At 42.5% G+C, this 23,720-nt stretch carries 21 protein-coding genes; 6 read left to right on the top strand and 15 right to left on the bottom strand.

All coding sequences use genetic code 11. From position 1 onward, the window contains the following. Window positions 1–140: 140 nt before the first annotated feature. Both grxD and ispF read right to left on the bottom strand, forming a co-directional pair. Window positions 141–491 carry a Grx4 family monothiol glutaredoxin gene (gene grxD, locus KPY62_RS02215; RefSeq protein WP_216580632.1) on the bottom strand — a complete coding sequence of 117 codons (351 nt, stop codon included), beginning with the start codon at window positions 489–491 and terminating at the stop codon, window positions 141–143. Between the two features lie 203 nt (window positions 492–694). Beyond that, the gene (gene ispF, locus KPY62_RS02220; protein ID WP_216580633.1) at window positions 695–1,189 is read right to left on the bottom strand and encodes a 2-C-methyl-D-erythritol 2,4-cyclodiphosphate synthase; all 495 of its coding nucleotides are present in this window, start codon (window positions 1,187–1,189) and stop codon (window positions 695–697) included. 146 nt (window positions 1,190–1,335) lie between these two features. Between ispF and mnmA the strand changes: the two genes are divergently transcribed. The 3 genes from mnmA to KPY62_RS02235 all read left to right on the top strand — a co-directional run bounded on the left by mnmA (window position 1,336) and on the right by KPY62_RS02235 (window position 4,755). Beyond that, window positions 1,336–2,535 (top strand): tRNA 2-thiouridine(34) synthase MnmA, encoded by a 1,200-nt coding sequence (gene mnmA / locus KPY62_RS02225; RefSeq protein WP_216580634.1) that lies wholly within the window; start codon window positions 1,336–1,338, stop codon window positions 2,533–2,535. A 154-nt stretch (window positions 2,536–2,689) separates the two neighbouring features. Next, the gene (gene purB / locus KPY62_RS02230) at window positions 2,690–4,093 is read left to right on the top strand and encodes an adenylosuccinate lyase (RefSeq protein ID WP_216580635.1); all 1,404 of its coding nucleotides are present in this window, start codon (window positions 2,690–2,692) and stop codon (window positions 4,091–4,093) included. Between the two features lie 20 nt (window positions 4,094–4,113). Beyond that, window positions 4,114–4,755, top strand: coding sequence for a DUF2238 domain-containing protein (locus tag KPY62_RS02235; protein ID WP_216580636.1), 642 nt, complete (start codon window positions 4,114–4,116; stop codon window positions 4,753–4,755). 24 nt (window positions 4,756–4,779) lie between these two features. Here KPY62_RS02235 and KPY62_RS02240 read toward each other — a convergent pair whose 3' ends face one another. Next, on the bottom strand, window positions 4,780–4,965 hold the full coding sequence (locus KPY62_RS02240; protein ID WP_201622783.1) for an NF038104 family lipoprotein: 186 nt from the start codon (window positions 4,963–4,965) through the stop codon (window positions 4,780–4,782). Window positions 4,966–5,088: 123 nt separating this feature from the next. Here KPY62_RS02240 and KPY62_RS02245 point away from each other — a divergent pair, with 123 nt between their 5' ends. Continuing rightward, window positions 5,089–6,315: a cupin domain-containing protein gene (locus KPY62_RS02245; protein WP_216580637.1), complete on the top strand. Its 1,227-nt coding sequence runs from the start codon at window positions 5,089–5,091 to the stop codon at window positions 6,313–6,315. A 127-nt stretch (window positions 6,316–6,442) separates the two neighbouring features. On the opposite strand, the gene KPY62_RS02250 is transcribed toward KPY62_RS02245, so the two are convergent. After that, window positions 6,443–7,864, bottom strand: coding sequence for an SLC13 family permease (locus KPY62_RS02250; RefSeq protein WP_216580638.1), 1,422 nt, complete (start codon window positions 7,862–7,864; stop codon window positions 6,443–6,445). A 556-nt stretch (window positions 7,865–8,420) separates the two neighbouring features. Here KPY62_RS02250 and KPY62_RS02255 point away from each other — a divergent pair. Continuing rightward, the gene (locus tag KPY62_RS02255) at window positions 8,421–8,582 is read left to right on the top strand and encodes a hypothetical protein (protein ID WP_201624371.1); all 162 of its coding nucleotides are present in this window, start codon (window positions 8,421–8,423) and stop codon (window positions 8,580–8,582) included. A 68-nt stretch (window positions 8,583–8,650) separates the two neighbouring features. Here KPY62_RS02255 and KPY62_RS02260 read toward each other — a convergent pair whose 3' ends face one another. Both KPY62_RS02260 and KPY62_RS02265 read right to left on the bottom strand, forming a co-directional pair. Beyond that, the gene (locus KPY62_RS02260; RefSeq protein WP_216580639.1) at window positions 8,651–9,349 is read right to left on the bottom strand and encodes a YoaK family protein; all 699 of its coding nucleotides are present in this window, start codon (window positions 9,347–9,349) and stop codon (window positions 8,651–8,653) included. Window positions 9,350–9,485: 136 nt separating this feature from the next. Then, window positions 9,486–10,295 carry an enoyl-ACP reductase FabI gene (locus KPY62_RS02265; RefSeq protein WP_216580640.1) on the bottom strand — a complete coding sequence of 270 codons (810 nt, stop codon included), beginning with the start codon at window positions 10,293–10,295 and terminating at the stop codon, window positions 9,486–9,488. 316 nt (window positions 10,296–10,611) lie between these two features. Here KPY62_RS02265 and folE point away from each other — a divergent pair, with 316 nt between their 5' ends. Continuing rightward, window positions 10,612–11,208: a GTP cyclohydrolase I FolE gene (folE, locus tag KPY62_RS02270; RefSeq protein ID WP_216580641.1), complete on the top strand. Its 597-nt coding sequence runs from the start codon at window positions 10,612–10,614 to the stop codon at window positions 11,206–11,208. A gap of 296 nt (window positions 11,209–11,504) precedes the next feature. Here folE and KPY62_RS02275 read toward each other — a convergent pair whose 3' ends face one another. The 9 genes from KPY62_RS02275 to serC form a co-directional block, all read right to left on the bottom strand. Beyond that, window positions 11,505–12,635 (bottom strand): S-(hydroxymethyl)glutathione dehydrogenase/class III alcohol dehydrogenase, encoded by a 1,131-nt coding sequence (locus tag KPY62_RS02275; RefSeq protein WP_216580642.1) that lies wholly within the window; start codon window positions 12,633–12,635, stop codon window positions 11,505–11,507. A gap of 176 nt (window positions 12,636–12,811) precedes the next feature. Then, complete coding sequence (locus KPY62_RS02280) at window positions 12,812–13,606, bottom strand: YdcF family protein (protein ID WP_216580643.1); 795 nt, start codon at window positions 13,604–13,606, stop codon at window positions 12,812–12,814. Between the two features lie 222 nt (window positions 13,607–13,828). After that, window positions 13,829–15,034, bottom strand: a complete 1,206-nt coding sequence (gene msrB / locus KPY62_RS02285; protein WP_216580644.1) for a peptide-methionine (R)-S-oxide reductase MsrB — start codon at window positions 15,032–15,034, stop codon at window positions 13,829–13,831. A 289-nt stretch (window positions 15,035–15,323) separates the two neighbouring features. Next, window positions 15,324–16,967, bottom strand: coding sequence for an ABC transporter ATP-binding protein (locus tag KPY62_RS02290; RefSeq protein ID WP_216580645.1), 1,644 nt, complete (start codon window positions 16,965–16,967; stop codon window positions 15,324–15,326). A gap of 1 nt (window position 16,968) precedes the next feature. Then, the gene (locus tag KPY62_RS02295; protein WP_216580646.1) at window positions 16,969–18,057 is read right to left on the bottom strand and encodes an ABC transporter permease; all 1,089 of its coding nucleotides are present in this window, start codon (window positions 18,055–18,057) and stop codon (window positions 16,969–16,971) included. Next, complete coding sequence (gene yejB / locus KPY62_RS02300; protein WP_201624386.1) at window positions 18,057–19,127, bottom strand: microcin C ABC transporter permease YejB; 1,071 nt, start codon at window positions 19,125–19,127, stop codon at window positions 18,057–18,059. Before yejB ends, KPY62_RS02295 begins: the two co-directional genes overlap by 1 nt. Before the next feature lie 84 nt (window positions 19,128–19,211). After that, on the bottom strand, window positions 19,212–19,991 hold the full coding sequence (gene gloB / locus KPY62_RS02305) for a hydroxyacylglutathione hydrolase (RefSeq protein WP_216580647.1): 780 nt from the start codon (window positions 19,989–19,991) through the stop codon (window positions 19,212–19,214). Window positions 19,992–20,198: 207 nt separating this feature from the next. Further along, window positions 20,199–22,028 carry an extracellular solute-binding protein gene (locus tag KPY62_RS02310; protein WP_216580648.1) on the bottom strand — a complete coding sequence of 610 codons (1,830 nt, stop codon included), beginning with the start codon at window positions 22,026–22,028 and terminating at the stop codon, window positions 20,199–20,201. A gap of 376 nt (window positions 22,029–22,404) precedes the next feature. Beyond that, window positions 22,405–23,532, bottom strand: coding sequence for a 3-phosphoserine/phosphohydroxythreonine transaminase (serC, locus tag KPY62_RS02315; protein ID WP_216580649.1), 1,128 nt, complete (start codon window positions 23,530–23,532; stop codon window positions 22,405–22,407). Window positions 23,533–23,720 lie beyond the last annotated feature (188 nt).

Genomic DNA, 23,720 nt, shown 5'->3' on the forward strand with positions numbered 1-23,720 from the left:
AGCAATCATTAGCAGATCACTTGGGCTTACTACAGATTACTTAGGCTTAATACTTAGGTCTGTCACTTGTGCTTAGCTTTATTAACCCTTAAAAAACAGCTATTCAAGTACTATAAAACGCACAAACAATCTTACTCAAATTAAGCAGCTGGGCTATTAGCTTCAACTAAAGGCTTAAGCTCACCTGATTGATACATTTGCAAGATAATATCAGAACCACCCATCAATTCACCACCAATCCACAATTGTGGAAAAGTTGGCCAGTTAGCTACTTTAGGTAAAGTTGCACGAATTTCTGGGTTTTCTAAAATGTTTACAAAGGCAAATGGACGACCGATCTGAGTCAACACTTCGATAGAACGCGCTGAAAAGCCACATTGCGGAAATTGTGGCGTGCCTTTCATGTACAAGATAACTTTATTGTCTTTAATTTGATCACGGATCAATTGTTCGACATCATTTGCAGCAGTATTTGGGGTCTGTTCGCTCATAAAAGCTCCTATCGGTTAGACGGTTTGTTAAAAGTAATAGTATTTAAAAAATGTTAAAGTTGAAAATTTGGAAAACAGGTTTAAACGCCGTGTTTAAAGTCTAATTGAGCTATTGCTGATAGATGAGGCAGTCATTACCCTATTACAAGCACTAGGCCATTGATTTGTCTGTATCAAGCAAACCACAGCTCATTTTTATTTGGCTATTGATCATTTTTTATCAATAGTACCACGGCATTAGCCATTATGCCCTCTTGGCGACCAGTAAAGCCTAACTTTTCGCTGGTAGTCGCCTTAACGCTAATACAGGAGATATCTGTCTGTAAGTCGCTGGCGATGTTAGTGCGCATAGCTTGGTTGTGAGGAGCAATTTTTGGCCGCTCACAGATAATAGTAATATCAGCGTTACCTAAACGATACCCTGCCGCCGCTATTTTGCCATGGACATAACGCAGTAATATCCGCGAATCCAAACCAGCATGCGCCATATCAGTATCAGGAAAATGTTGACCGATATCGCCTAGCGCCAAAGCACCAAGCAAAGCATCAGCTAGTGCATGTAGTACCACATCGCCATCAGAGTGTGCCAACAAGCTGTGGCTGTGTTCAATCGCCACCCCTGCCAGCATCACCTGCTGCTGCTGCTCACCATTATTATAAAAAGCGTGAACATCGATACCTTGACCGATTTTTATCATGATAACTCCAAAGTTTAGCAAAACTATTAGCAAATTTCTAAAGCCGTTAGCAAATTTCTAAAACGGTTACACGGCTCAGCTCGTCAGTTGTTTTAATTAACTGCTATAATATGACGCTTATTTTATCATACGTTGTTGAGTGCACTATGTCAGCTACCCAAAATTTTTGTTCTCATGCTCCCCTAACCTTAAGCAATATTGCTAACCCAACAGCCACACGAGTTATCGTTGGTATGTCAGGCGGGGTTGATTCCTCTGTATCTGCAGTATTGTTACAGCAAGCCGGCTTTATCGTCGAAGGGCTGTTTATGAAGAACTGGGAAGAGGACGACGGTAGTGAATACTGTACAGCGATGGACGACTTAGCCGACGCACAGTCTGTCTGCGATAAGATCGGCATCAAGCTGCATACTGCTAACTTTGCTATGGAATATTGGGATCGTGTCTTTGAGCACTTTTTAGCGGAGTATAAAGCTGGTCGCACCCCTAATCCTGATATCTTATGCAATAAAGAGATTAAGTTCAAAGCCTTTTTGGACTACGCCTTAACCCTTGGCGCTGATTATATTGCCACTGGTCATTATACCCGTCGCAGTGTCAATTATACCAACAGCAATGGAATTGAAGTTGCGCAGTTATTACGTGGCTTAGATAACAATAAAGATCAGAGTTACTTTTTACATGCGGTTGGTGGCGATAAGCTTGCCAAGACGCTGTTCCCTGTTGGTGAGCTTGAAAAGCCAATTGTCCGTCAAATCGCTGAACAGCATGATTTGATTACGGCTAATAAAAAAGACTCTACTGGTATTTGTTTCATTGGTGAACGTCGTTTTAAGGACTTTTTACAGCAGTATTTACCAGCACAAAAAGGTAAGGTGCTCACTGATGATGGTCACGTAATAGGCACTCATGATGGACTGATGTATTACACTTTGGGTCAGCGTGGTGGTATTGGTATCGGTGGTGTTAAAGACCGTCCAGAAGAGCCATGGTTTGTACTAGCCAAAGACTTAGATGACAATCGTCTCATCGTCGGTCAAGGTCATGAACACCCAATGATGATGAGTACTCAGTTGCAGGCTTATAAGCTTGATTGGGTCGATGGTCTACCGCCTGCTGCTATCTTCAGTGCTGAAGGTTTACCTTGTATGGCAAAATCACGCTATCGTCAACCGGATCAAAGCTGCCGAGTGTTTGCTACTAACGCTGATGGTAGCGAGGTAAAGGTAGTATTTGATGAGCTCCAACGTGCAGTCACCCCAGGTCAGTCAGCGGTATTTTATATCAATGAAGTGTGCTTAGGTGGTGGAGTCATTGCCTCTATTAATGCGCCTCGCCACCTCTGAAGCCACTTATCGAAGTGCAATACTAGCTACTGACCAAAAGAAGCCATAACCCGCTTTAATCCTCAGTTTTTTGTGCTAACTCTTGTTATAATCACCAAAACCTCCCAACCGCACCATAAATTGTTTCACTTACTGTTAATTGAAAGGTATTGCTATGACTACCCCTTTATCTGCCTTGACTGCCCTCTCTCCAATCGATGGCCGCTATGCATCGAAAGCTGACAGTCTCCGTCCTTATTTGTCTGAATTCGGTCTTATTAAAGCTCGCGTTACTGTTGAAATTCGTTGGTTACAGTCGTTAGCTGATAATAATGAAATCGGCGAATTAGCCGCTTTTGATACGGCTACTAATGCCTTCTTGAATGCTATCGTTGATAACTTTAGTGAAGAAGATGCACAAGCAATCAAAGATATCGAAGCGACAACCAATCACGATGTCAAAGCAGTTGAGTACTTTATAAAAGATAAGTTCCGTGGCCAAGCAGCGCTAAACGATTCTCTAGAGTTTATTCATTTTGCTTGTACTAGTGAAGATATCAATAACTTGTCTTATGCCTTGATGCTTAAAGACAGCCGTAGCATCGTGTTAGATAAAATGCAGCAAATGACCGATAGTATTGTCGATTTAGCGATTACGCATGCCGACCAACCTATGCTGTCACGTACGCATGGTCAAACCGCTAGTCCTACTACTTTAGGTAAAGAGATGGCCAACGTCGCTTATCGTTTAGCTCGTCAAATCAAACAGATCGAAAAAGTTGAATTATTAGGTAAAATTAATGGTGCAGTAGGTAATTATAATGCCCATTACTCGGCATATCCTGATGTTGACTGGCAGTCTCATGCTGAAGCCTTTATCGATGAGCGTTTGGCATTGACTTTCAACCCGTATACTACTCAGATTGAGCCGCATGACTATATCGCTGAACTGTTCGATGCTATTAAGCGCTTCAACACTATTCTGATCGATTTTAACCGTGATATTTGGCAGTATATTAGCTTAGGCTATTTCAAACAGCGTCTAAAAGAGGGTGAAGTGGGCTCTTCTACTATGCCGCATAAAGTAAACCCTATTGACTTTGAAAACTCAGAGGGCAATTTAGGAGTAGCTAATGCCGTGCTGGCTCATTTGGGCGAAAAATTACCTATTTCACGGATGCAGCGTGATTTATCAGATTCGACAGTATTACGTAATATCGGTGTAGGTCTAGCCCAAAGCATGATTGCCTATGATGCCTGCCTAAAAGGCGTCAGTAAGCTTGAGCTCAATGCACAACGTTTAGATAGCGATCTTGATCAAGCGCAAGAAGTGCTAGCAGAACCGATTCAAACCGTTATGCGCCGCTACCGTGTTGAAAACCCTTATGAGAAGCTAAAAGCATTGACTCGTGGTAATGCTATGACTCGTGAAGCGATGCTGACTTTTGTCGAAAGTGATGAGCTATCTGCGGTAAGTGCTGAGGATAAAGCTCGCCTTCGTGCCCTAACACCTGCCACTTATATCGGTAATGCCGCTGCACAAGCACGTACTATTAAAGAGTGGATTGCTAAGCTATAGATAATCCAATAGCAGGCCAAATGATTCGACCCTCAAAGGCGGTAGTGATAAGCAGTATTATGGTAGTAATCATAATACTGCTGGCCAGTATCAACCCATTAGAATGGTCGAGCTACTTGCTACATCAAGCAGGTACCTTAGTATTTTTAGCTATGCTATTGGCGCTATATCGTTACTGGCTAATAACTTCGCGAGCCTATGTGCTCGCGACTTTGTTTTTGCTAGTTCATATTGTCGGGGCACACTACTTGTATTCGTACGTACCTTATGATGAATGGACACAGCAGTTATTCAATATAAAGCTAAGCACGCTATTTGGCTGGCAACGTAATATGTACGATCGCTTAGTGCATTTCAGCTACGGCTTATTATTATTTAGCGCAATGTATCAAAGCCTACAACACTTACTGAAAATACCATCGCCAAAGCAATTGATCGTCATTACTTTAATGCTCAATATGTCTACTAGCTTACTCTATGAGCTTTTTGAATGGGGTATCGCCACTACACTATCGCCAGATGCCGCTGAAGCCTATAATGGTCAACAAGGGGATGTTTGGGATGCGCATAAGGATATGGCACTAGCCTTAGCTGGTGGTATTATTGCAGCGATTTTTTATGCTAAGCGCCTAAGAGTAAACGCCATAAATAAGTACCCATAAAACCTATAGCACTGGCCGTTAGTCTTACTCCTTATCGTGCTTTTTACTACTATCACCAGGAATAATGGCTTTACCAACGGCTACCGTGCCTTTGGCAATACCTTTAGTGGTTTTATAAGCCACTTTTACTGGTACAGTGACTAACTTGTGTACACAAGCTTGTAGGAAAAATAGGCTAGCAATTATGGCGATAATCTGTAATTTTTTCATGAGCTTCTTACTGTAAGTAGAATAATAAACAATCATAAACTATTAAAATATTTTTCTAAAGCAAAGCTAGCATTTTTATGCAAATAGTTGTTTTTTAACCCCTTAAATAATACGGATTTATTAATGAGCTCTTTAAAATTATGCTTGCCTGACTCGATAACCCCAGAGCAGTTTTTAAGCGACTACTGGCAAAAAAAACCGTTACTAATTAGACAAGGTTTGCCGCAGCTCATAGCTATGTTTGAACCTGATGATATTTTGAACTTGGCGCTAGATGAAGATGCTACTGCTAGATTATTAACTCAGCAAGCATCCCCTTCATCAGCCTCCACTAGCCTCAAAAATGGTGACCCTGATAAAGAAAACCATGCTCAATGGCAAGTAAAGAAAAGTCCTTTAAGCCCTGCTGACTTTGATGGCTTACCAGAGCAATGGACAGTGCTAGTACAAAACCTTGAGCAATGGTCGCCTGAGCTTGGACAGTTGTGGCAAGCTTTTGACTTCATTCCGCAGTGGCAGCGTGATGACATTATGGTATCTTACGCTCCTAAAGGCGGGTCAGTAGGTAAACATTATGATGATTACGATGTATTTTTAGCACAAGGCTATGGCTCTAGACGCTGGCAATTAGGTAAATTCTGTGATGAGCATACTGAGTTCGTCGAAGGTGAGCCTATTCGTATCTTTGATGATATGGGTGAGATGATCTTTGATGAAATTTTAGCTGCTGGTGATGTGCTATACGTACCGCCCAAGCTAGCTCATTTTGGCTTAGCAGAAGATGACTGCCTCACTTTTTCATTTGGCTGTCGCCGTCCAAACCTGATGCAAATCATCGATAGCTTAGCTGATGTAGCCACTAATGATAGTAAGCTGTTTATTCCAATGTTATTACCACAAACCGTGCAGGCGTCAGGTGAATTGCAAGCCGCTAGTATTGAGGCTATTACCGCTCAATTACTACAGCTACTGCAGTCAGACTTGGGTGCTGATATCATTCGGCAAGCCGTCTGCGAAGTAGTCAGTAAGCGTCAATACGATGTACTAGTTCCAGAAGAAAACTTAACTACTGATGAGCTGATACAAGCCTTAGCTGAAGGGGCGACCTTACAAGCAGACTATAGTAATCGGCTTCTTTATAATAAAGCTGGTGCTAAGCCAAAGAATAATTTAGTGACCCTATACGCTAATGGTCAACGACTTGACGGCTTGGATGAAACCGCAACTAAGCTTTTAATGCGCTTAGCGGATGGTGAAGTTATTAAGGAAGATGACGTAAATGATGTTGATGCTGACGAGTTAATGGAATGGTTAGACAATGGTTGGATATGGCTAGATTATCCAGAGTAATGTCACTTAGCGGCTGTTAGATTGAGCTTATACACACTAAGAACCCGATGACTAGAGATGATAGACGCTAGACATCGGGTTTTTTTATCGGCTATTACTAGCTTAAATGACAGCAATAGTCATTTGATTACAGTAAGAAAAAATACGCCCACAGCCCTACGATCACCGTACAAATGATATTAAGAACTACCCCAACACGTATCATCTCGGTCTGCTTAATCAGCCCAGTACCAAACACAATGGCATTGGGTGGCGTGGCCACAGGTAGCATAAAGGCACAAGAAGCACCAATACCTATGATTAATACTAACACTTCTTTTGGTAAGCCCATTTGTTGAGAAATAGCTGCAAATACTGGTACTAATAGAGCGGCTGATGCAGTATTTGAGGCAAACTCTGTTAAGAATATAATAAATCCCGATACGGCAATCATAACTACAATGATAGGCGATGCTGCTAAGGCATTGGCGACCGTAGTACCTAATACTAGCGATGCACCTGAAACCTCCAGCACTGTGGATAAAGCAATACCTCCACCGAACAGCATAAGCACGCCCCAGTCCGTATTATCAGACACCTCTTTCCATGAGACTAACCCTAAGCTGACAACCGCTGCTGCTGCCGTTAAGGCAACGAGAGCATCAGTATCAGTAATATCCAATGCAGCGCCAATCTTCTTGGAGAATATCCAGCTCAATGCCGTCACTATAAATACGATAATGGTCACTACGCGGGGCTTAGTCCAAGCAATAGGCTCAGCTTGAGTAAGAGTGACCTTACGCTTGAGGTTAGGCTTGAGTACTAAGTACATCGACCCTATCACCACTGGCAATAGTACCAACATAATAGGAATACCAAATTTCATCCATTCAATAAAGGTGATATCCAGTGCCTTGGCAGCAATGGCATTGGGAGGGGAACCGACGATAGTCCCTAACCCTCCTAAGCTGGCAGAATAAGCGATACCTAGTAGCACAAATACGAAAGTACCTCGGTCTTCTTCACGGTCAACTTGAGTCAAAATACCTAGGGCTAAGGGCAACATCATAGCAGCAGTAGCGGTATTAGAAATCCACATTGATAAGAATGCAGTGACCCCAAATATCAAAAATACTGCAGTGCCCAGCTTACCTCCTGACAGTGACAAGATCTTTAGCGCAATCTTTTTATCCAGCTGTTGCACATGCAAAGCTGCTGCTAGGGCGAAGCCACCAAAAAATAGATAAATAATAGGACTAGCAAAACTCTGCAAACCTATTTTAGCATCAAAATCTGGTATACCGATTAGTGCGCCAATTACTATCACTAGTAATGCGGTAATAGTCACGTGCAAGGCTTCAGTTAGCCACAGCGCACCAATGAAAAACAGCAAAGCTAGCCCTTTATTCGCACTATCATCGTAAGGTAATACATTGTAAATGAGTATACTGATGATCGCTGCTATCGCCACCACGATTAGGCCTTTACCTGTACCTTTAGGAAAGGTGTCGGTAAATAAATATCCAGCGCCATCATCAGGAAGATGGCTATCTAATTTTTGCTCTGACATAAGACGTCCTTATTGTGCAAAGAGGGTTCATCAAGAATAAAGGATGAAAAATATATAAAAACCCAAAAAGGCTGGCTGGTTTTAGCTATAACTCTATTTCTCTCTACTGTCATACACTTTACCATTACAAAAGGCTTATTAAAAAAATAGTTATGAAAAAATATCCTCAATGATATTACTTTCCTGAACTATTATTTACAGAAATAACTAGGCTACTGTTAAAAGTAATAACCATCTTATGATCGGCAAGTTTTTTTATTAGTCTTAATACCAGCCTAATGGTAGAAACGTAGCAGCTTTGCTAAGGAATCTTTTGTTGGTGTTTAGCGGGTTTGCGTCGCCACTGTGCTTTGAGGAAAGGTTTCTTACTGTTGTAAAAAGTCAGCATCGTGATAGATGGCCATAGCGGATAGCGATAATAATGTCGTTACATATCGTTATCAAATAAATGCAGTTGCATCCTATACAAGCACAAAGGTTTGAAACATACTAAATAGCTGAATTGTTAATTTATTAAAATAAATATCAATAAGAACCCCTTTATAAGGAGCACTTTATGTCACGCGATAAGATCGATCCAACGACGAAAATGGCACCAACAGATATTAATCAGGACGGTTTGGCCAAAGAAGATCAACAACGTACTGATGACTCAGCACTAGGTATGATGAAGGCTATGCATGAGCATGAAGATCATGAAGAAGATGAGGACGAATAGTACTGATAAACAGTACTGAGGCTATGAATTAACGGCTATTTCGTTCACTATTAATTAAAAAGCGCTCATCATTTTGATGAGCGCTTTTTTTGTCTAGGTTGACGCTTCTCTGGTAGATGCTCAGAAGCGTAGTTATAAATAAAGGCCGCCACTAATACTATAGTAATTGGCACAAATAGCGCACCATAGCCTACTCTGGCATACAAAAATGCACCGACTACTCCGCCACCACAAAAGCAATACCAGATAATAGCCTGAAAGCCCAGAGTCGGCTTACTAATAGTTCGGCCAGCTAACCAATTGCCGATAGTTGCTCCCATATCTGAGGTTAGACCTGTCAGATGAGTAGTACGAATAACCGCGCCGCTGTAAGTGGCTACCATAGCGTTTTGTAACCCGCAAGCCATAGCGGCTGCCAGTTGCCCAAAATAATCATGCTGCTGATATAAAAAATAGCTGATTAGTAATAGTGCGGCTTCAATATAGAGCGCAGTCCCGTAACGTCGACCTAGCTTTAAGGAAGTTTGCCCGATGACAAAGCCACTCAGTATAGCACCGGCCAAAAATGATAATAGTGCGGCACCAATATACAAAATACTGCGCGAATCAAAGTGAGCGATAGCAGCTGAAAATAAGCTCACGTTACCAGTGACATGCGAGACTGAGAGATTAGTGAAACCCATAAGCGCTGCAGTATTCAGGCAGCCGGCACTAAATGCTAATACTGCTCCGCCCCATAGGATCCATTTTGGAAGTCTGGTTATCATAGCTACTACCTAAGCTTATTACGGCAAAATTGCCATAGTATAACCAAAAAAGGCAGCCCAACGGCTGCCTCACTAGTACTTATCTTAACTGCTATAAATTAGCCGCTATAAATTAACCGCTAAAACAACTGTCAAATTACTTCTCTGCTTCACCTAATATCATTAACTGCTCGCTGATAGCCACTGTGTTAAAGCCCGCATCAACAAACATAATCTCACCAGTAATACCAGAAGCCCATGGCGATAACAAGAATAAGGCGGCATTACCTACTTCCATCTGGCTAACATTACGCTGTAATGGGGCAATTTTCTCACTGATATCGAGCATCTTACGGAAGGATTTGATACCGCTCGCCGCTAAGGTACGGATAGGACCAGCTGAGATAGCATTAACGCGAATACCTTCGCCGCCCATTGAAGTAGCAAGATAGCGAACACTAGCCTCTAAGCTGGCTTTTGCCATACCCATGACATTGTAGTTTGGTAATACCGAAATACTACCTTCGTAAGTTAGAGTGAGCATAGAACCATGACGCATAGCTAACAGTTCACGTGCGGCTTTTGCTAGTGCTACGAAGCTATAGCTTGAGATATCATGAGCGATATGACTGCCTTCGCGAGTGGTGGCATTAACGAAATCGCCGTCGAGCTGATCCATCGGTGCAAAGCCAATGGCATGTACTACCCCATCGATGCCATCGCTCCAATGAGCGGCCACTTGTTCAAAGCAAGCCGCTATAGACTCATCCGAAGCGACATCACACTCTAGCACTAAGTCCGCTTCAAAATGTTCCGCTGCCATGTCTACCCGCTTTTTGATCTTCTCATTTGGATAAGTCAAAATTAAAGAAGCACCCTCACGGTGCAGCGCTTCAGCGATAGCCCAAGCAATAGATAGCTTACTGGCGATACCAGTGACGACAAAACGTTGTCCTTGAAGTAGCATAATAGGTCCTTGTTAACCAATAAAAGTAGTTAGAAGTATTGTGGTTCAACAGTATAAATGGTCAATCGATTATTCGCTTATTATACACGAATCATATTAAGTAAACAGACGTAAACTGATGGTGATTATTGCCATTATTGGTTATCCTCAGCCCATAACCCGGAAGACTTATCTATAGCAGTATGAAGTTAATCTATTTTCACGTATAATCACAATCCTTCCAAGCTTGCACAGTTTTAAAGCCCTTGCTGACAGCTGTTAGCACTATAGGATTTAGCATTAAGTTATACCCACATTTTGGACGGCTGACAACCTTATGAGTAATACCCCAATTGCAACTTCAAACTACCATGAAAGTATTGAATCCTATCGTCAGCTTATTGTTTCGACAGGCGAAGATTTGGAGCGTCCTGGTCTTGAAGACACCCCTAAACGGGCGGCAAAAGCCTTTGCCCATTTAACCAAAGGCTATCATCAGAACTTAGACGAAGTAGTCAATGACGCTATATTCCCATCGACCAATCGTGAGCTAGTGTTAGTACAGAACATTGAATTTTATTCACTGTGCGAGCATCACATGTTACCTTTTCATGGTGTTGCCCATATAGGTTATCTGCCTAATGGACAAGTACTAGGGTTATCTAAGTTTGCCCGTATTGTCGATATGTTCGCTCGGCGCTTGCAAGTTCAAGAGAACTTAAGTGAGCAAGTAGCACAAGCTATTATGGATGTCACTGGTTGTCGCGGCGTTGCTGTCGTTATGGATGCTTCGCACATGTGTATGATGATGCGTGGGGTCAGCAAGCAGCATTCGACCACTCGTAGTACGGCGATGTTAGGTGAATATGTTCATGACAATCAAGCGCGCAATGAATTCTTAGGTGCATTACCCAAGCGTCAAGCTGCATTTTAGACTACTACTAGCATAGTGACTGTATTGAGATAAAAAAGGAGGCTTAGGCTTTCTTTTTTTGTTTAATTTTTCTTTGTTTAGTAGCCATTTAGTCCATTATTTCGAGTCAAAATAACTCAAATCAAAACATACTTTTCAACATTTGAGCCTTACCTTTTAGCATAAAAAATGCCACCTCGTTGCGAGATAGCATCAGTATTATAAAGAGCGGTTATAAACAGCTTTGCTAAAAACTGTAGTAACAGGGACTAGCAAAAGTAGCTAATTTTTAAGCATTGAGCATTGAGCATTGAGCTTTAAGCATCAAAGTGAATAACACTGCGAATACTCTCACCATTGTGCATCAGCTCAAAGGCTTTATTGATATCTTCTAGTGGCATCGTATGAGTAATAAAGTCATTCAATGGAATCTCGCCATCTAAATAACGCTCAACATAGCCTGGTAATTCTGAACGACCTTTAACACCGCCAAATGCTGAACCACGCCAGACTCGACCAGTCACTAGCTGGAATGGACGAGTAGAGATCTCTTTGCCAGCGCCAGCCACTCCAATGATAACTGACTCGCCCCAACCTTTATGGCAGCATTCAAGCGCTGAACGCATAACATCGACGTTACCAATACACTCAAACGAGTAATCAACACCACCATCAGTCATCTCAACGATGACCTCTTGAATCGGTTTGTCATAGTCTTTAGAGTTGATACAATCCGTTGCGCCTAGCTTTTTGGCCAATTCAAATTTATCTGCGTTAATATCAACGCCAATAATGCGACTAGCTTTGGCCATTTTTGCACCGATAACGGCCGCTAGACCAATACCACCAAGACCAAAAATAGCTACCGTAGAGCCTTCTTCAACTTTAGCAGTATTCATTACGGCGCCCATACCGGTAGTTACCCCGCAACCGAGCAGGCAGACTTTTTCTAATGCAGCCTCTTTATTAACTTTGGCTAAAGAAATCTCTGGCAGTACTGTATATTCAGAGAAGGTTGAGCAACCCATATAATGATAAATAGGCTGACCATCTTTATAGAATCTAGTAGTGCCATCTGGCATTAAGCCTTTGCCTTGGGTTTCGCGCACTGCTGAGCAAAGGTTAGTTTTGCCTGAGGTACACATTTTGCACACCCCACACTCTGCGGTATACAAAGGAATCACATGATCGCCGACTTGTACGCTAGTCACCCCTTCGCCGATTTGCTCAACAATACCACCACCTTCATGTCCTAAGATCGCTGGGAACACGCCTTCTGGGTCTTCACCAGATAGCGTATAAGCATCAGTATGGCAAACGCCACTGGCAAGAATTTTTACTAATACTTCACCTTTGCGTGGCAACATGACATCCACTTCTTCGATGGATAATGGCTGGTTAGGGCCCCAAGCAATAGCCGCTTTTGACTTAATGAATTTATCTGACATAATCCTCTCTCTTATTAATTGCTGCACCAGTGTTTATTGATGCACTGAATTGTCGATACATTGATATAATGCATTAGAATTTTAGATTAGTGCGGTCATTGTATATGATTTGACGCTCAATAAAAGTATTGTAGGTTTAGCATTGTTTAGTGTTATGTAGCACAATAATACTCGGGTTAATACTCCCCTAAAAGCCAGCCGCTGATAAAGGCAAAATACTCTCGGAACCAAGCGTTATAGCGAATCGATAACGGCGTTGGACTGGCTACGGTTACTGGCTGCTCATAACCTTGATGACGGGCTATAGCCGCTGCTCGAATAATATGAAAATCACTAGTAACAATAGCAATAGGCTCCGCTAAATCCACCCCTTGAGCCGCTAAAATAATCTTGCTGTTCGACAAGTTCTCTTGAGTGCTAGTACTAGTGCCTTCTTGCAAAATGCGCTCAAAGGGCACGCTATGCTCAGTATGCAAATAGCTGGCCATAATATCTGCTTCACTACGTTGCCGCCCATAACCAATACCCCCACTAGTCATTATCATGGCCGATGGTTGAGCATCGATGATAGTTACTGCCGTATCTAAACGTTTAGCTAAAGTGGCTGTGGGCTTGCCTGCTACTGTACCTGAGCCTAACACAATAATCGCCGCAACTGGTGGTAGAGGCTGTGCACTGAGTTTGATTTTCTGCTGCAAGGATTGAATGAATAGCGTAAAGCTAATTAGCCAAATCAGCAATAAGCCCCATAGACTATACCAGCCATACTTAAGCCAGCGGGGTTTTGTTACATAGCTATAAATAGATCGCCAGTACACGCTATGGATAACCAACACAACGCCTAACCCCAGCGGCACTAAGGTACCAAAATTAATCTTGCCAGCAGCGATTAATAGTACACAATCTATAATCAGCACTAAGCCGATAGCGCCCACCATGATCCGTAATACAGTGAACAGTACTTTTAACATAAATGAGCTTTTTAGAGTTTATTATTTTTAGAGTTTACTAAAAGGCGGATAGTTTTGATTTAGTGAATGCTCTTATCAACCGGCTTTTAACAGCAAAAAATCGCTCACCATCTCAATAAATAGAAAATGGGGAACGATTTTTGACTAACATACTGTTATTGAATGATCAGCTATTAAATGATCAGTTATTAGAAGACTAGTTACAAAATCGACCCAGTAAGTTTAACCGACCGCCTTCACATCGTCAATCCAGTTACCATAACCCGCTGCTTGCATTTCTGCTAAAGGCACAAAACGCATCGCTGCTGAGTTCATGCAATAGCGCTTGCCAGTAGGTGCTGGACCATCATCAAATACATGGCCTACATGCGAATCAGCATAACGGCTACGTATTTCAGTACGATTACCAAAAATACCTAAGTCTGCTTTTTCAACAACCATTTCAGCATTTAGCGGCCGGATGAAGCTTGGCCAGCCAGTACCAGAGTCAAATTGATCACGTGAGGAATATAACGGCTCACCTGATACCACATCAACATACAAACCAGGCTGTTTATTATCCCAATATTCGTTATCAAAAGCACGTTCAGTACCGTCCTTTTGCGTGACTTTATATTGCATACTACTAAGTGACTTTTTTAGCTCATCTTGGCTTGGTTTTACAAAGGCATCTGCATTAAAGCCTACGCCAGCTTTAGTGCTTGCCGTTGTCTGCGCCGCACTACTATCAGCGGCAGGTTTAAACTTGGCAAAATCTAATTCGTAATCTTTGCCATATACGCTTTCGATAAACTGGTAACGACCGGAGTTAAAAGTGTATGCCTTATAGCGTAGCGGGTTCTTTTTATAATAATCTTGATGATACTCTTCAGCGGGATAAAAATCGCCGACAGGAACCACTTCAATCACTACTGGTTTCTCATATACTCCAGAAGCCTGTAGCGCCTTCTTAGCCGCTTCTGCTTGTTGCTGCTCTTGCTTATCATTATAAAAAATAGCGGGACGATATTGAGTACCACGATCTACGAACTGACCCTCACTGTCGGTAGGATCTGCAATGCGCCAAAGCGCTTGTAGTAACCCATCGTAGCTAATTTGCTTTGGATCATAATATATCTGCGCCGCTTCAGTGTGGCCAGTACCTCCGGCTGATACGGTAGTATAAGTTGGGTTTGCAGACTTACCGCCTGTATAACCTGAGACCACTTCTACTACCCCAGGTATCTTTTCATAACCGGCTTCCACACACCAAAAGCAACCACCAGCTACAGTTGCCACTGCCAGATTTGGATCAGTAGGCGCATAAGGATTAGCCGCACTAGGGTTCTTTACCGTAGCGCTATTGTCAGCTGCAGTACAACCGGCATATAGAGCACTAGTGGCTACTAAAGCGATGCCAATTATTTTGGCTTGTGATTTGAATGTCATCAGAAAATCCTAATAATGATTTTATGTTGCCATTGTAACCCTTAGGTATCACTGAAATATTCCTATTATGTTATATGTTTACAGTATTTAGGCGGTTTTAAAGCTCACAGTTACCTTTAGAATACATTACTAATGCTGTCTGACTTTGAAGAATAATTAACTAATAAGCAGTATAGATATTTTATAACAATCCACATTAGTAATTATTTATCTTAATTTATATTAAGTTATCTTATCTCATGGAGTGAATCATCTCATCGAGCAAAAATTTTTTACTTAGGCTGTTTTTTTAACTATTGACACTAGTTTGTAACAAGCGCTTGGCATAAGGATGCTGCGGATGCTTAAACACTACTTCAGTGGCTCCTGATTCGACGCACATACCGTCTTTTAGCACCATAATATGCTGACATAAAGCTCGCACTACTTTTAAGTCGTGGCTAATAAACACATAGCTGATTTGCCGCTGCTGTTGAATTTCGCGTAGTAGATTGACGACGGTTACTTGAGTGGTGCTATCAAGCGCTGAAGTGGGCTCATCTAGAATCATTAACCGTGGCTGCATCACTAATGCTCTAGCTAGCGCCACTCGTTGCCGTTGACCGCCTGATAACTCATGAGGGTAACGATGCACAAACTCGCTGGGTAAGTGTACCGTCTCTAAGCTGTCTATAACCGCTTGTATTCGAGCTGCCTTTTCAACACCTTGCACTAATAGCCCTTCTTCAATGATTTGCATCACTGTCATACGAGGATTGATACTAGCAAATGGATCTTGAAATACCATCTGAATTTGGGCGCGAAATTTGCGTAGCTCGCTGTTAGACAATAAGGACATATCTTGACCATTGACTATTATCTGACCACTGACCTTAGCTTGATTACTGAGCAGCTGACTTAGAGCCAACGCAATAGTAGTCTTGCCAGAACCAGACTCTCCAATGATGCCTAATGCTTGTCCTGACGCTAAGCTCATGTCTATGTCTGTTACTGCATCAAACCAGCGCTTGGTCGTGCCAAACAAGTTTTTTTGCACTGGAAATTGTACTTGTAACTGCTTAACTCGTAGCACTATAGCCGGCTTGTCTGAACTACTCTGCTGGATATCTAATGCTTGACCAAAGTCTTGCCGCATCAAAGTACGAGTATAGTCGGCTTTTGGATTGGCAAAAACCGCTGCCGTTGTTCCGTGCTCAATAGTCTGCCCTTGACGCATTACGATAACTTCATCACTATAGCGCCTAACCAGATTAAGATCATGGCTAATAAGTATCATTGCCATATTATGCTCACGCTTTAAGTCATTGAGCAGCGCCAAAACCTCATGTTGCAGGGTCACATCAAGGGCAGTTGTTGGTTCATCAGCAATCAAGATATCCGGCTGCTGCGCTAACGCCATCGCTATCATCACTCGCTGACGCTGACCGCCGGAAAGCTCATGCGGATAGCGATTTAGCTTATCTTCAGGGTCAGTAATATTGACGTCGTTTAGCAGCTTAATGGTCTGCATCCGCCATTGTTTTTTGGCTACGCCCCTCAAGCGCAGCGACTCAGCGATTTGCTTGGCAACCGTATGCAGTGGATTAAGGGCGGTCATCGGCTCTTGAAATATCATGCCGATACGCTGACCACGGATGGCTCGCAATACCTTATCTCGTGAATCATGGTTAGCTATCGGCAAGGCAAGCATAGTCGACTGCTCTGCTGAACTTGCCAGCTCTACATCGCCAGTAACGTTTAGACTCTCAGGTAATAGCCCTAATAACGCTAAGCTAGCAATAGACTTCCCTGATCCTGATTCCCCAACGATAGCCAGCGTTTGGCCTTGGTGCAGCTGATAACCCAGCTTATCTACTAAGGTCATGCCAGTATTAGTGACGATACTCAGCTCATTCACTGTCAAAATCGGCGCTGTTTTATTATTTGTCATCATATTAACCGCGCCTCGGATCAAACGCATCACGTAGCGCTTCGCCAATAAAGATTAGCAACGATAAAATAAAGGTCAAACTAAAGAATCCTGATAACGCCAGCCAAGGAGCGTCTAAGTTGTTTTTACCTTGTACCATCAGCTCCCCTAGCGAGGGTGAACCTGGTGGCAGACCATATCCTAAAAAGTCTAAGGCGGTCAGGGCAATGATATTAGCGGTTAAAATAAAGGGCAGTTGCGATAAGCTCGATGCCAGTGCATTAGGTAAGATATGTCGCCACATGATTTGGCTATCGGCGACTCCTAAGTTACGCGCCGCCCGCACATAATCAAAATTACGTGCGCGTAAAAACTCAGCACGCACTAAGCCAACTAGTCCCATCCAACCGAATAGCAGCATTAACGCAAATAATACGCTGATACTAGGACTGAATAAGCTGACCAAAATTATAATCATAAATAGCTGTGGCATACCGCCCCAGACTTCCATAAAGCGCTGGCCTGCCAAATCCACCCAACCGCCATAATAGCCTTGAATAGCCCCTACGATAATCCCAATCAATGCTCCTACTAAAGTCAGAGCTAAACCGAATAATAAGGATACCCGCATACCATAAAGTATCCGTGCCAGCACATCACGACCTTGATCATCAGTGCCTAACCAGTTCTGGCTATTGGGCGCGGCTGGATAAGGAATCGCTAGTTCGACATTGGGCGTTTGGTCAGCGAAGGCGATAATCGGCATAACATAATAGCCTTTAGCATTGATTAACGCTTGTACCGCTGGATCTTTATAATTAGTCTCAGTTTCAAAAATACCACCAAAGGTAGTCTCAGGGTAAGCCTTAGCTACTGGAAAGTAATAACTGTTGTCATACTGCACTAACAAAGGCTTATCGTTAGCAATCACATTAGCGGCCATACAAATAATAAATATTAAGCTAAAAACCACTAACGATATAACACCTAAGCGATTATTACCGAAGCGTTTGAGACGAGCTTGCCAGATTGGGTTTAGGCGTGGCTTTTTTGATTTAGGCTCTTGCTTGCCTATAGTATCGCTACTAGTAGGTGGTATTTGCGCATTAGACATTAGCGCCCCTCAAAATCAATACGTGGATCTATCAAGTGATAACTTAGGTCACTAATCAGCTGCAATAATAGACCTAATAAAGTAAAGATGAATAAAGTACCAAAGATCACTGGATAATCACGCTGTTGGATAGCCTCAAAGCCTAGCAGCCCTAGCCCATCTAGCTTAAAGATAATCTCAATGAGAAAATTGCCAGCAAAGAAAATACCGACGATAGCCGCTGGAATACCAGCAATGATAATCAACATAGCATTACGAAATACGTGGCCATATAACACTTGGCGCTCTGCTAAACCTTTGGCACGAGCCGTCAATACATACTGCTTGCCCAGCTCTTCTAAAAAGCTAAATTTCGTCAAATAAGTAAGGCCTGCAAAGCCGCCAACTGTACTAGCCAGCAACGGCAAAGCTAAATGCCAAAAATAATCTTTTATTTTGCCAAGCGCTGAGAGTTGATCAAAATTCTCTGAAGTCAGCCCTTGTAGCGGAAAGATATTCCAGTAGCTACCACCGGCAAAAAAAACTAGTAAAATAACCGCAAACACAAACACAGGTATCGCATGACCGATCGCCAATAGCATCGCCGTCACTTTATCAATAGACGAGCCATGATGCATGGCCTTGTATACCCCTAACGGAATAGCTATTAGGTAAATCAGTAAAGTACTCCACAGTCCAAGCGAGATTGACACGGGTAGCTTCTCTATAATCAGCTCAGTCACTGATTGACCCTTAAAGAATGACTCACCAAAATCTAAGCGAGCATAATTCTTCAGCATTAACCAAAAGCGTTCTGGCGCTGACTTATCAAAGCCATACTGGGCATTAATAGCAGCGATCATCTCCTCTGATAGACCACGTGTTCCTTGATAAGTACTACTATTAGCACCAGAGCTACCCGCACCTACACTGCCATTAAGCGCATTATCTTTGGCTCCTTGCTCAATAAGAGCCAGTTGCTGCTCCACTGGGCCACCGGGAGCAGCTTGCACGATGACAAAGTTTGCCAATAATATCAAAAACAGCGTCGGTAATATCAGCAGTAGTCTCTTTAAGATATAACGACCCATAATGGCAACTTCCTGACCGGAAAATAGAGGAGAGAAATAGCAGACTACTCAATAATTCTACACATAACCTTACATAACATAGAACTAAAAATTATTTTTCAGCTCACGTAGTGCGGCAAATACCGTTAATGGCTCTTCGTCGGCAATAGTCATTTGCGCTTGCACCCCTGCTATTACGCTAGCTTCTTTTACTCGCAGGAACACATTGATGGCCCGCTCATGCTCCAAAGTGACTGGCAAAGTCGGTACACCTTGCGCGGTTTGCTGTTCAGCTTGTGCTAGCGCTTGCTGTATGGCTACATTTTCCGGCTCAATAATTAAGGCAAAACGTAAGTTATTAGCAGTGTATTCGTGCGCTGGGTACAATAAAGTTTCAGCCGGCAACTCATCGATGCGCTTAAAGCTCTGGTACAGCTGCTCGATAGTGCCAGTGAATACTCGACCACAGCCGCCACTAAATAGAGTATCACCACAGAAACAATGCTTTTGATTATCAATGTCTAAGATATAAGCAATATGGCTGTTAGTGTGTCCTGAGATATCCCAAACTTGTGCTGAGCAGCCCCAAGCACTTACTGTGCTACCATCTTTGATAGTTTGATCTTCCTCCACCCCATGCTCACTGTGTGCCACGATATGAGTCATTGGAAAGTGCTCTTGCAGCTCCATCACGCCGCCAGTATGATCGAAATGATGATGAGTGGTCCAAATTGAAGTCAGCTCAAGTCCCTGCTGTTCCATATAGGTGACTACCGGAGCCGATTGACCAGGATCAATCACAATAGCTTGTTTATTGTTCTTATTGATCAATGTCCAAATATAATTGTCATTAAAAGCTTTAATGGGATGAATTTCAATACTCATAGTAAATCCTTGTTATTAGCAACTGTCTTTAGTTTTTATCCGCAACCATCGCTTTAAGCTGAACGGGTTTGGTCAACTGAGCTTGATTGAGGTTAATTTAAAATTATAAATAGTGACTTATCCTAGCTAATAACTTAAATATCATAAATAGCTTTAAGGTCATAGATAGCTTTAACTTTTTAAATACCTTTTATATCTTAGACTAGTTTAACGCCCTAAATACTTGTCTACTTTTGCCTCGGCAGCTTTATCTGCCCACCAGTAATCTATGCCCACAGCATTAGTCGGTAGGGCGGCATGACGGTATTGTTTCCAATAAGCCACGTTAGTGCCTGACTTACCATATAACGGCACTAAATAATGACCGGCACGAAGTAGACGGTCGAGCACGTGAGTATATACAATAATCTCATCACGGCTTTTGGCATCTGCAAGCGCTTTGGTCACTTGATCTATCGCCTTATTGTTGATGCCTATAGTGTTGTTATTGCCAACTTGCTCAGCGGCGGCGCTGCCCCAATAGCTAGCTTGCTCGGCACCAGGCGATAAGCTCTGAGCAAACACATCTACAGTCATATCATAATCATAGCTACGCATACGCTCATAGTATTGTGGCCCATCTACTTGGCGTAGCTTGGTATCGAACCCTAAACGCTCAATATTACGAATGTAAGGTAGTAATACTCGGCTTAAGGTATCACCAGTCATCAGTATTTCAATCTGCGCCGGCTTACCATCAGGTTGATATAGTTTCATATCCTCGTAATAGAACCCTGCCGATAATAATAACTGCCGAGCCTTTAATAGTCCCTGGCGATTAAAGCCAGTGCCATCACTAGTAGGTAGTTGCCACGCCTCCAATACGCCCTGCCGCTGTATAGGCTCAAGCTCAGACAACAATGGGCTGATTACTTTCATCTCCGCCTCTGATGGCGTACCTAAAGCGGCTAGCTCCGAACCATGAAAGAAGCTTTGCAAGCGCTCATATTGATCATGAAATAGGGTTTTATTCATCCATTCAAAATCGTAAGCAGCACTCAAAGCCTGACGCACACGGATATCTTGAAAAAGGGGCCGACGCATATTCATAATCAGACCTTGCATCGGTACTGGATTTTGACTGCTAATGGCTTCTTTATCGATCATGCCGGCGGTTACTGCCGGGAAATTATAACCGGTAGCCCAGTTAGAGGCTTTATTCTCCGGACGAAAACGATATTGACCTGATTTAAAGCCTTCAAAGGCAATCTCGTCGCTTTGATAATAGACAAACTTAATCCTATCAAAGTTATATCGTCCACGATTGACCATCAAGTTCCGACCCCAATAGTTAGGATCACGCACATAACTGACTGAACGCCCTGCTTCTACTCGACCTAACTTATAAGGGCCACTACCCATCAAAGGCGTGAGACTAATTTTTTCAAAATTAGCATCAATCGACGACTTAGCAAATACTGGAAACTGACCGACCGTTAACAGAATTTCCTTATTATCACTGGAGACAAAGGTGAACTTCACTCGCTGCTTATCGACGATTTGAATCTCTTTAATATCACCTAAATAGCTGCGAATAAACATCGGGCCTTTGGTTAGCAGCGCCTCATAAGTTGCCTTTACATCGGCACTAGTCACTGGCGTGCCATCCCAAAAGCGCGCACTTGGATCGACATGATAAATAATCCAGCTGGTATCATCAGGGTCATAAGTGACTTTATTGGCTAACTGCGGATACATAGTAAAGGCTTCGTTTAACGAGCCCGTCATTAAGGTATCGTAAAGATAGTCAGTACCTATCATCGCCACCCCAGTGGTCATCCACTTATTGGCGGCATTGAAAGTGCCACGCGCATCAAGCGATAGCGTACCACCAGTTGGTGCTTTAGGATTAGCATAGGGCATATAAGGGACATCTACATATTTAGCAGTACTATTGTGCCCAAGCGCCGTAATAGTAATAGACTTGGCTATACTAGCTGGTATCCAGCCGATAGCCACACTCAATAGCACTGTTTTTAGTAGAATATTTTTTATCATGGTTAGTGTCGTAACTTATTATCACCAGCAGTATGAAAGCAAATTTATATAGCAAGTTACTTTAGCTGCTGACTAAAAATATTTGAATTACAAAAATTTATCATAACAAACTTCGCTTTTTTAACCTAATGCTTTACGAAGATGAGCTTAGCAAGCGATCCGTTCAGCAGACAGTATTCGGTAATACAGGGTTTATGATTGCCCACACTATGCTTATCTTATTGCCACACTGTGCCAAGCTTTTGATGTCACATTTTTAGGGTTAATGCTTTGATAGCAAGTTTTTTATAGTAAGTTTTTTATAGTAAGTACTACTGCAAAAAAAGGCGCAGTCATTAGCAACTACGCCTTTAGTAGAGGTAAACCACTTTAGCTATTAACCATACTTTTTTTCAAAGGCTTTCATAAAGTCTACCAGCAGCTGTACCCATTGCAGCGGTACTGCATTATAAATACTAGCACGCATACCGCCAACTTCACGATGGCCTTTTAGGCTTAGCAGTCCCGCCTGCTCTGACTCCTCAAGGAATACTTTATCAAGAGTGCTATCAGCTAAAGTAAAAGGCACGTTCATGATAGAGCGATACTCAGGGGCTATTGCATTATGGTAGAACTCGCTGTTGTCTATAGCATCATAAAGCAATGCGGCTTTTTGTTGATTGATTTTACCGATAGCTTCAACCCCACCTTGCTCTTCCAACCAATCAAAGACGAGACCCGCTAGATACCAAGAATAAGTCGCTGGCGTATTCGACATTGATTCTTTTTCTACTTGATGCTCATAGTTAAGCAGTAGTGGACACCAGTCGCTTGCTTGCCCTAATAAGTCTTCACGAATAATAATAATAACTAGACCTGCTGGGCCAATATTCTTTTGTGCGCCAGCGTAAATCATCCCAAACTTAGAGACGTCAATCGGCTGCGACAAGATACATGACGACATATCGACAATCAGCGGTACGTCGACTTGTGGCGGCTCAAATATTTGCAGACCATGGATAGTTTCGTTAGCACAATAGTGAAAATAAGCGGCATCTTTAGTAGTATTCCATGAGCTGCGTGCAGGCACATCAGTGAAATTATGATCTTTACCGGTTGCTACTAAATTGACTTCACCTAGACCCAATTTGGCGTAGCGTTGGGCTTCTTTGATCGCTTTGGCTGACCAAGTACCCGTAGTTAAGTAATCTGCACGTTTACCATTAAGTAAGTTCAAAGGAATAGCAGAGAACTGTAGACTACCGCCACCTTGTAAAAATAATACTTTATAGTTATCAGGTATTTGCATTAGCGAGCGTAGTTTGGCTTCGGCTTTTTCGGTGATTGCCAAATACTCTTTACTGCGATGGCTCACTTCCATCACTGATACCCCGCGACCTTGCCAATCTAACAACTCATCTTGGGCCCGCTGCAATACTTCAGTAGGTAAAGTTGCAGGACCAGCGCTAAAGTTAGGGACTCGATGAACAGCAGCTTTGTTATCAGTAGTTATATCAGTAGTCATATAGGTAGTCCTTAATATAATAGATTTTAGGTGGTAAAGTGAGAACAGTGATAGTTAAAGTTACAGGGTTTGAGTGCTAGTGCCGATTATCTAATCTAAATATATACTAATCTCAGCTCAAAGCGTCACAATGACAGCTGCCCGTTGTTGATGCTCTGAGCATTCTTAATGCTCTTAACGCCCCTAAC

Source organism: Psychrobacter sp. TAE2020 (assembly GCF_018919485.1).
Taxonomy (GTDB): Bacteria; Pseudomonadota; Gammaproteobacteria; order Pseudomonadales; family Moraxellaceae; genus Psychrobacter.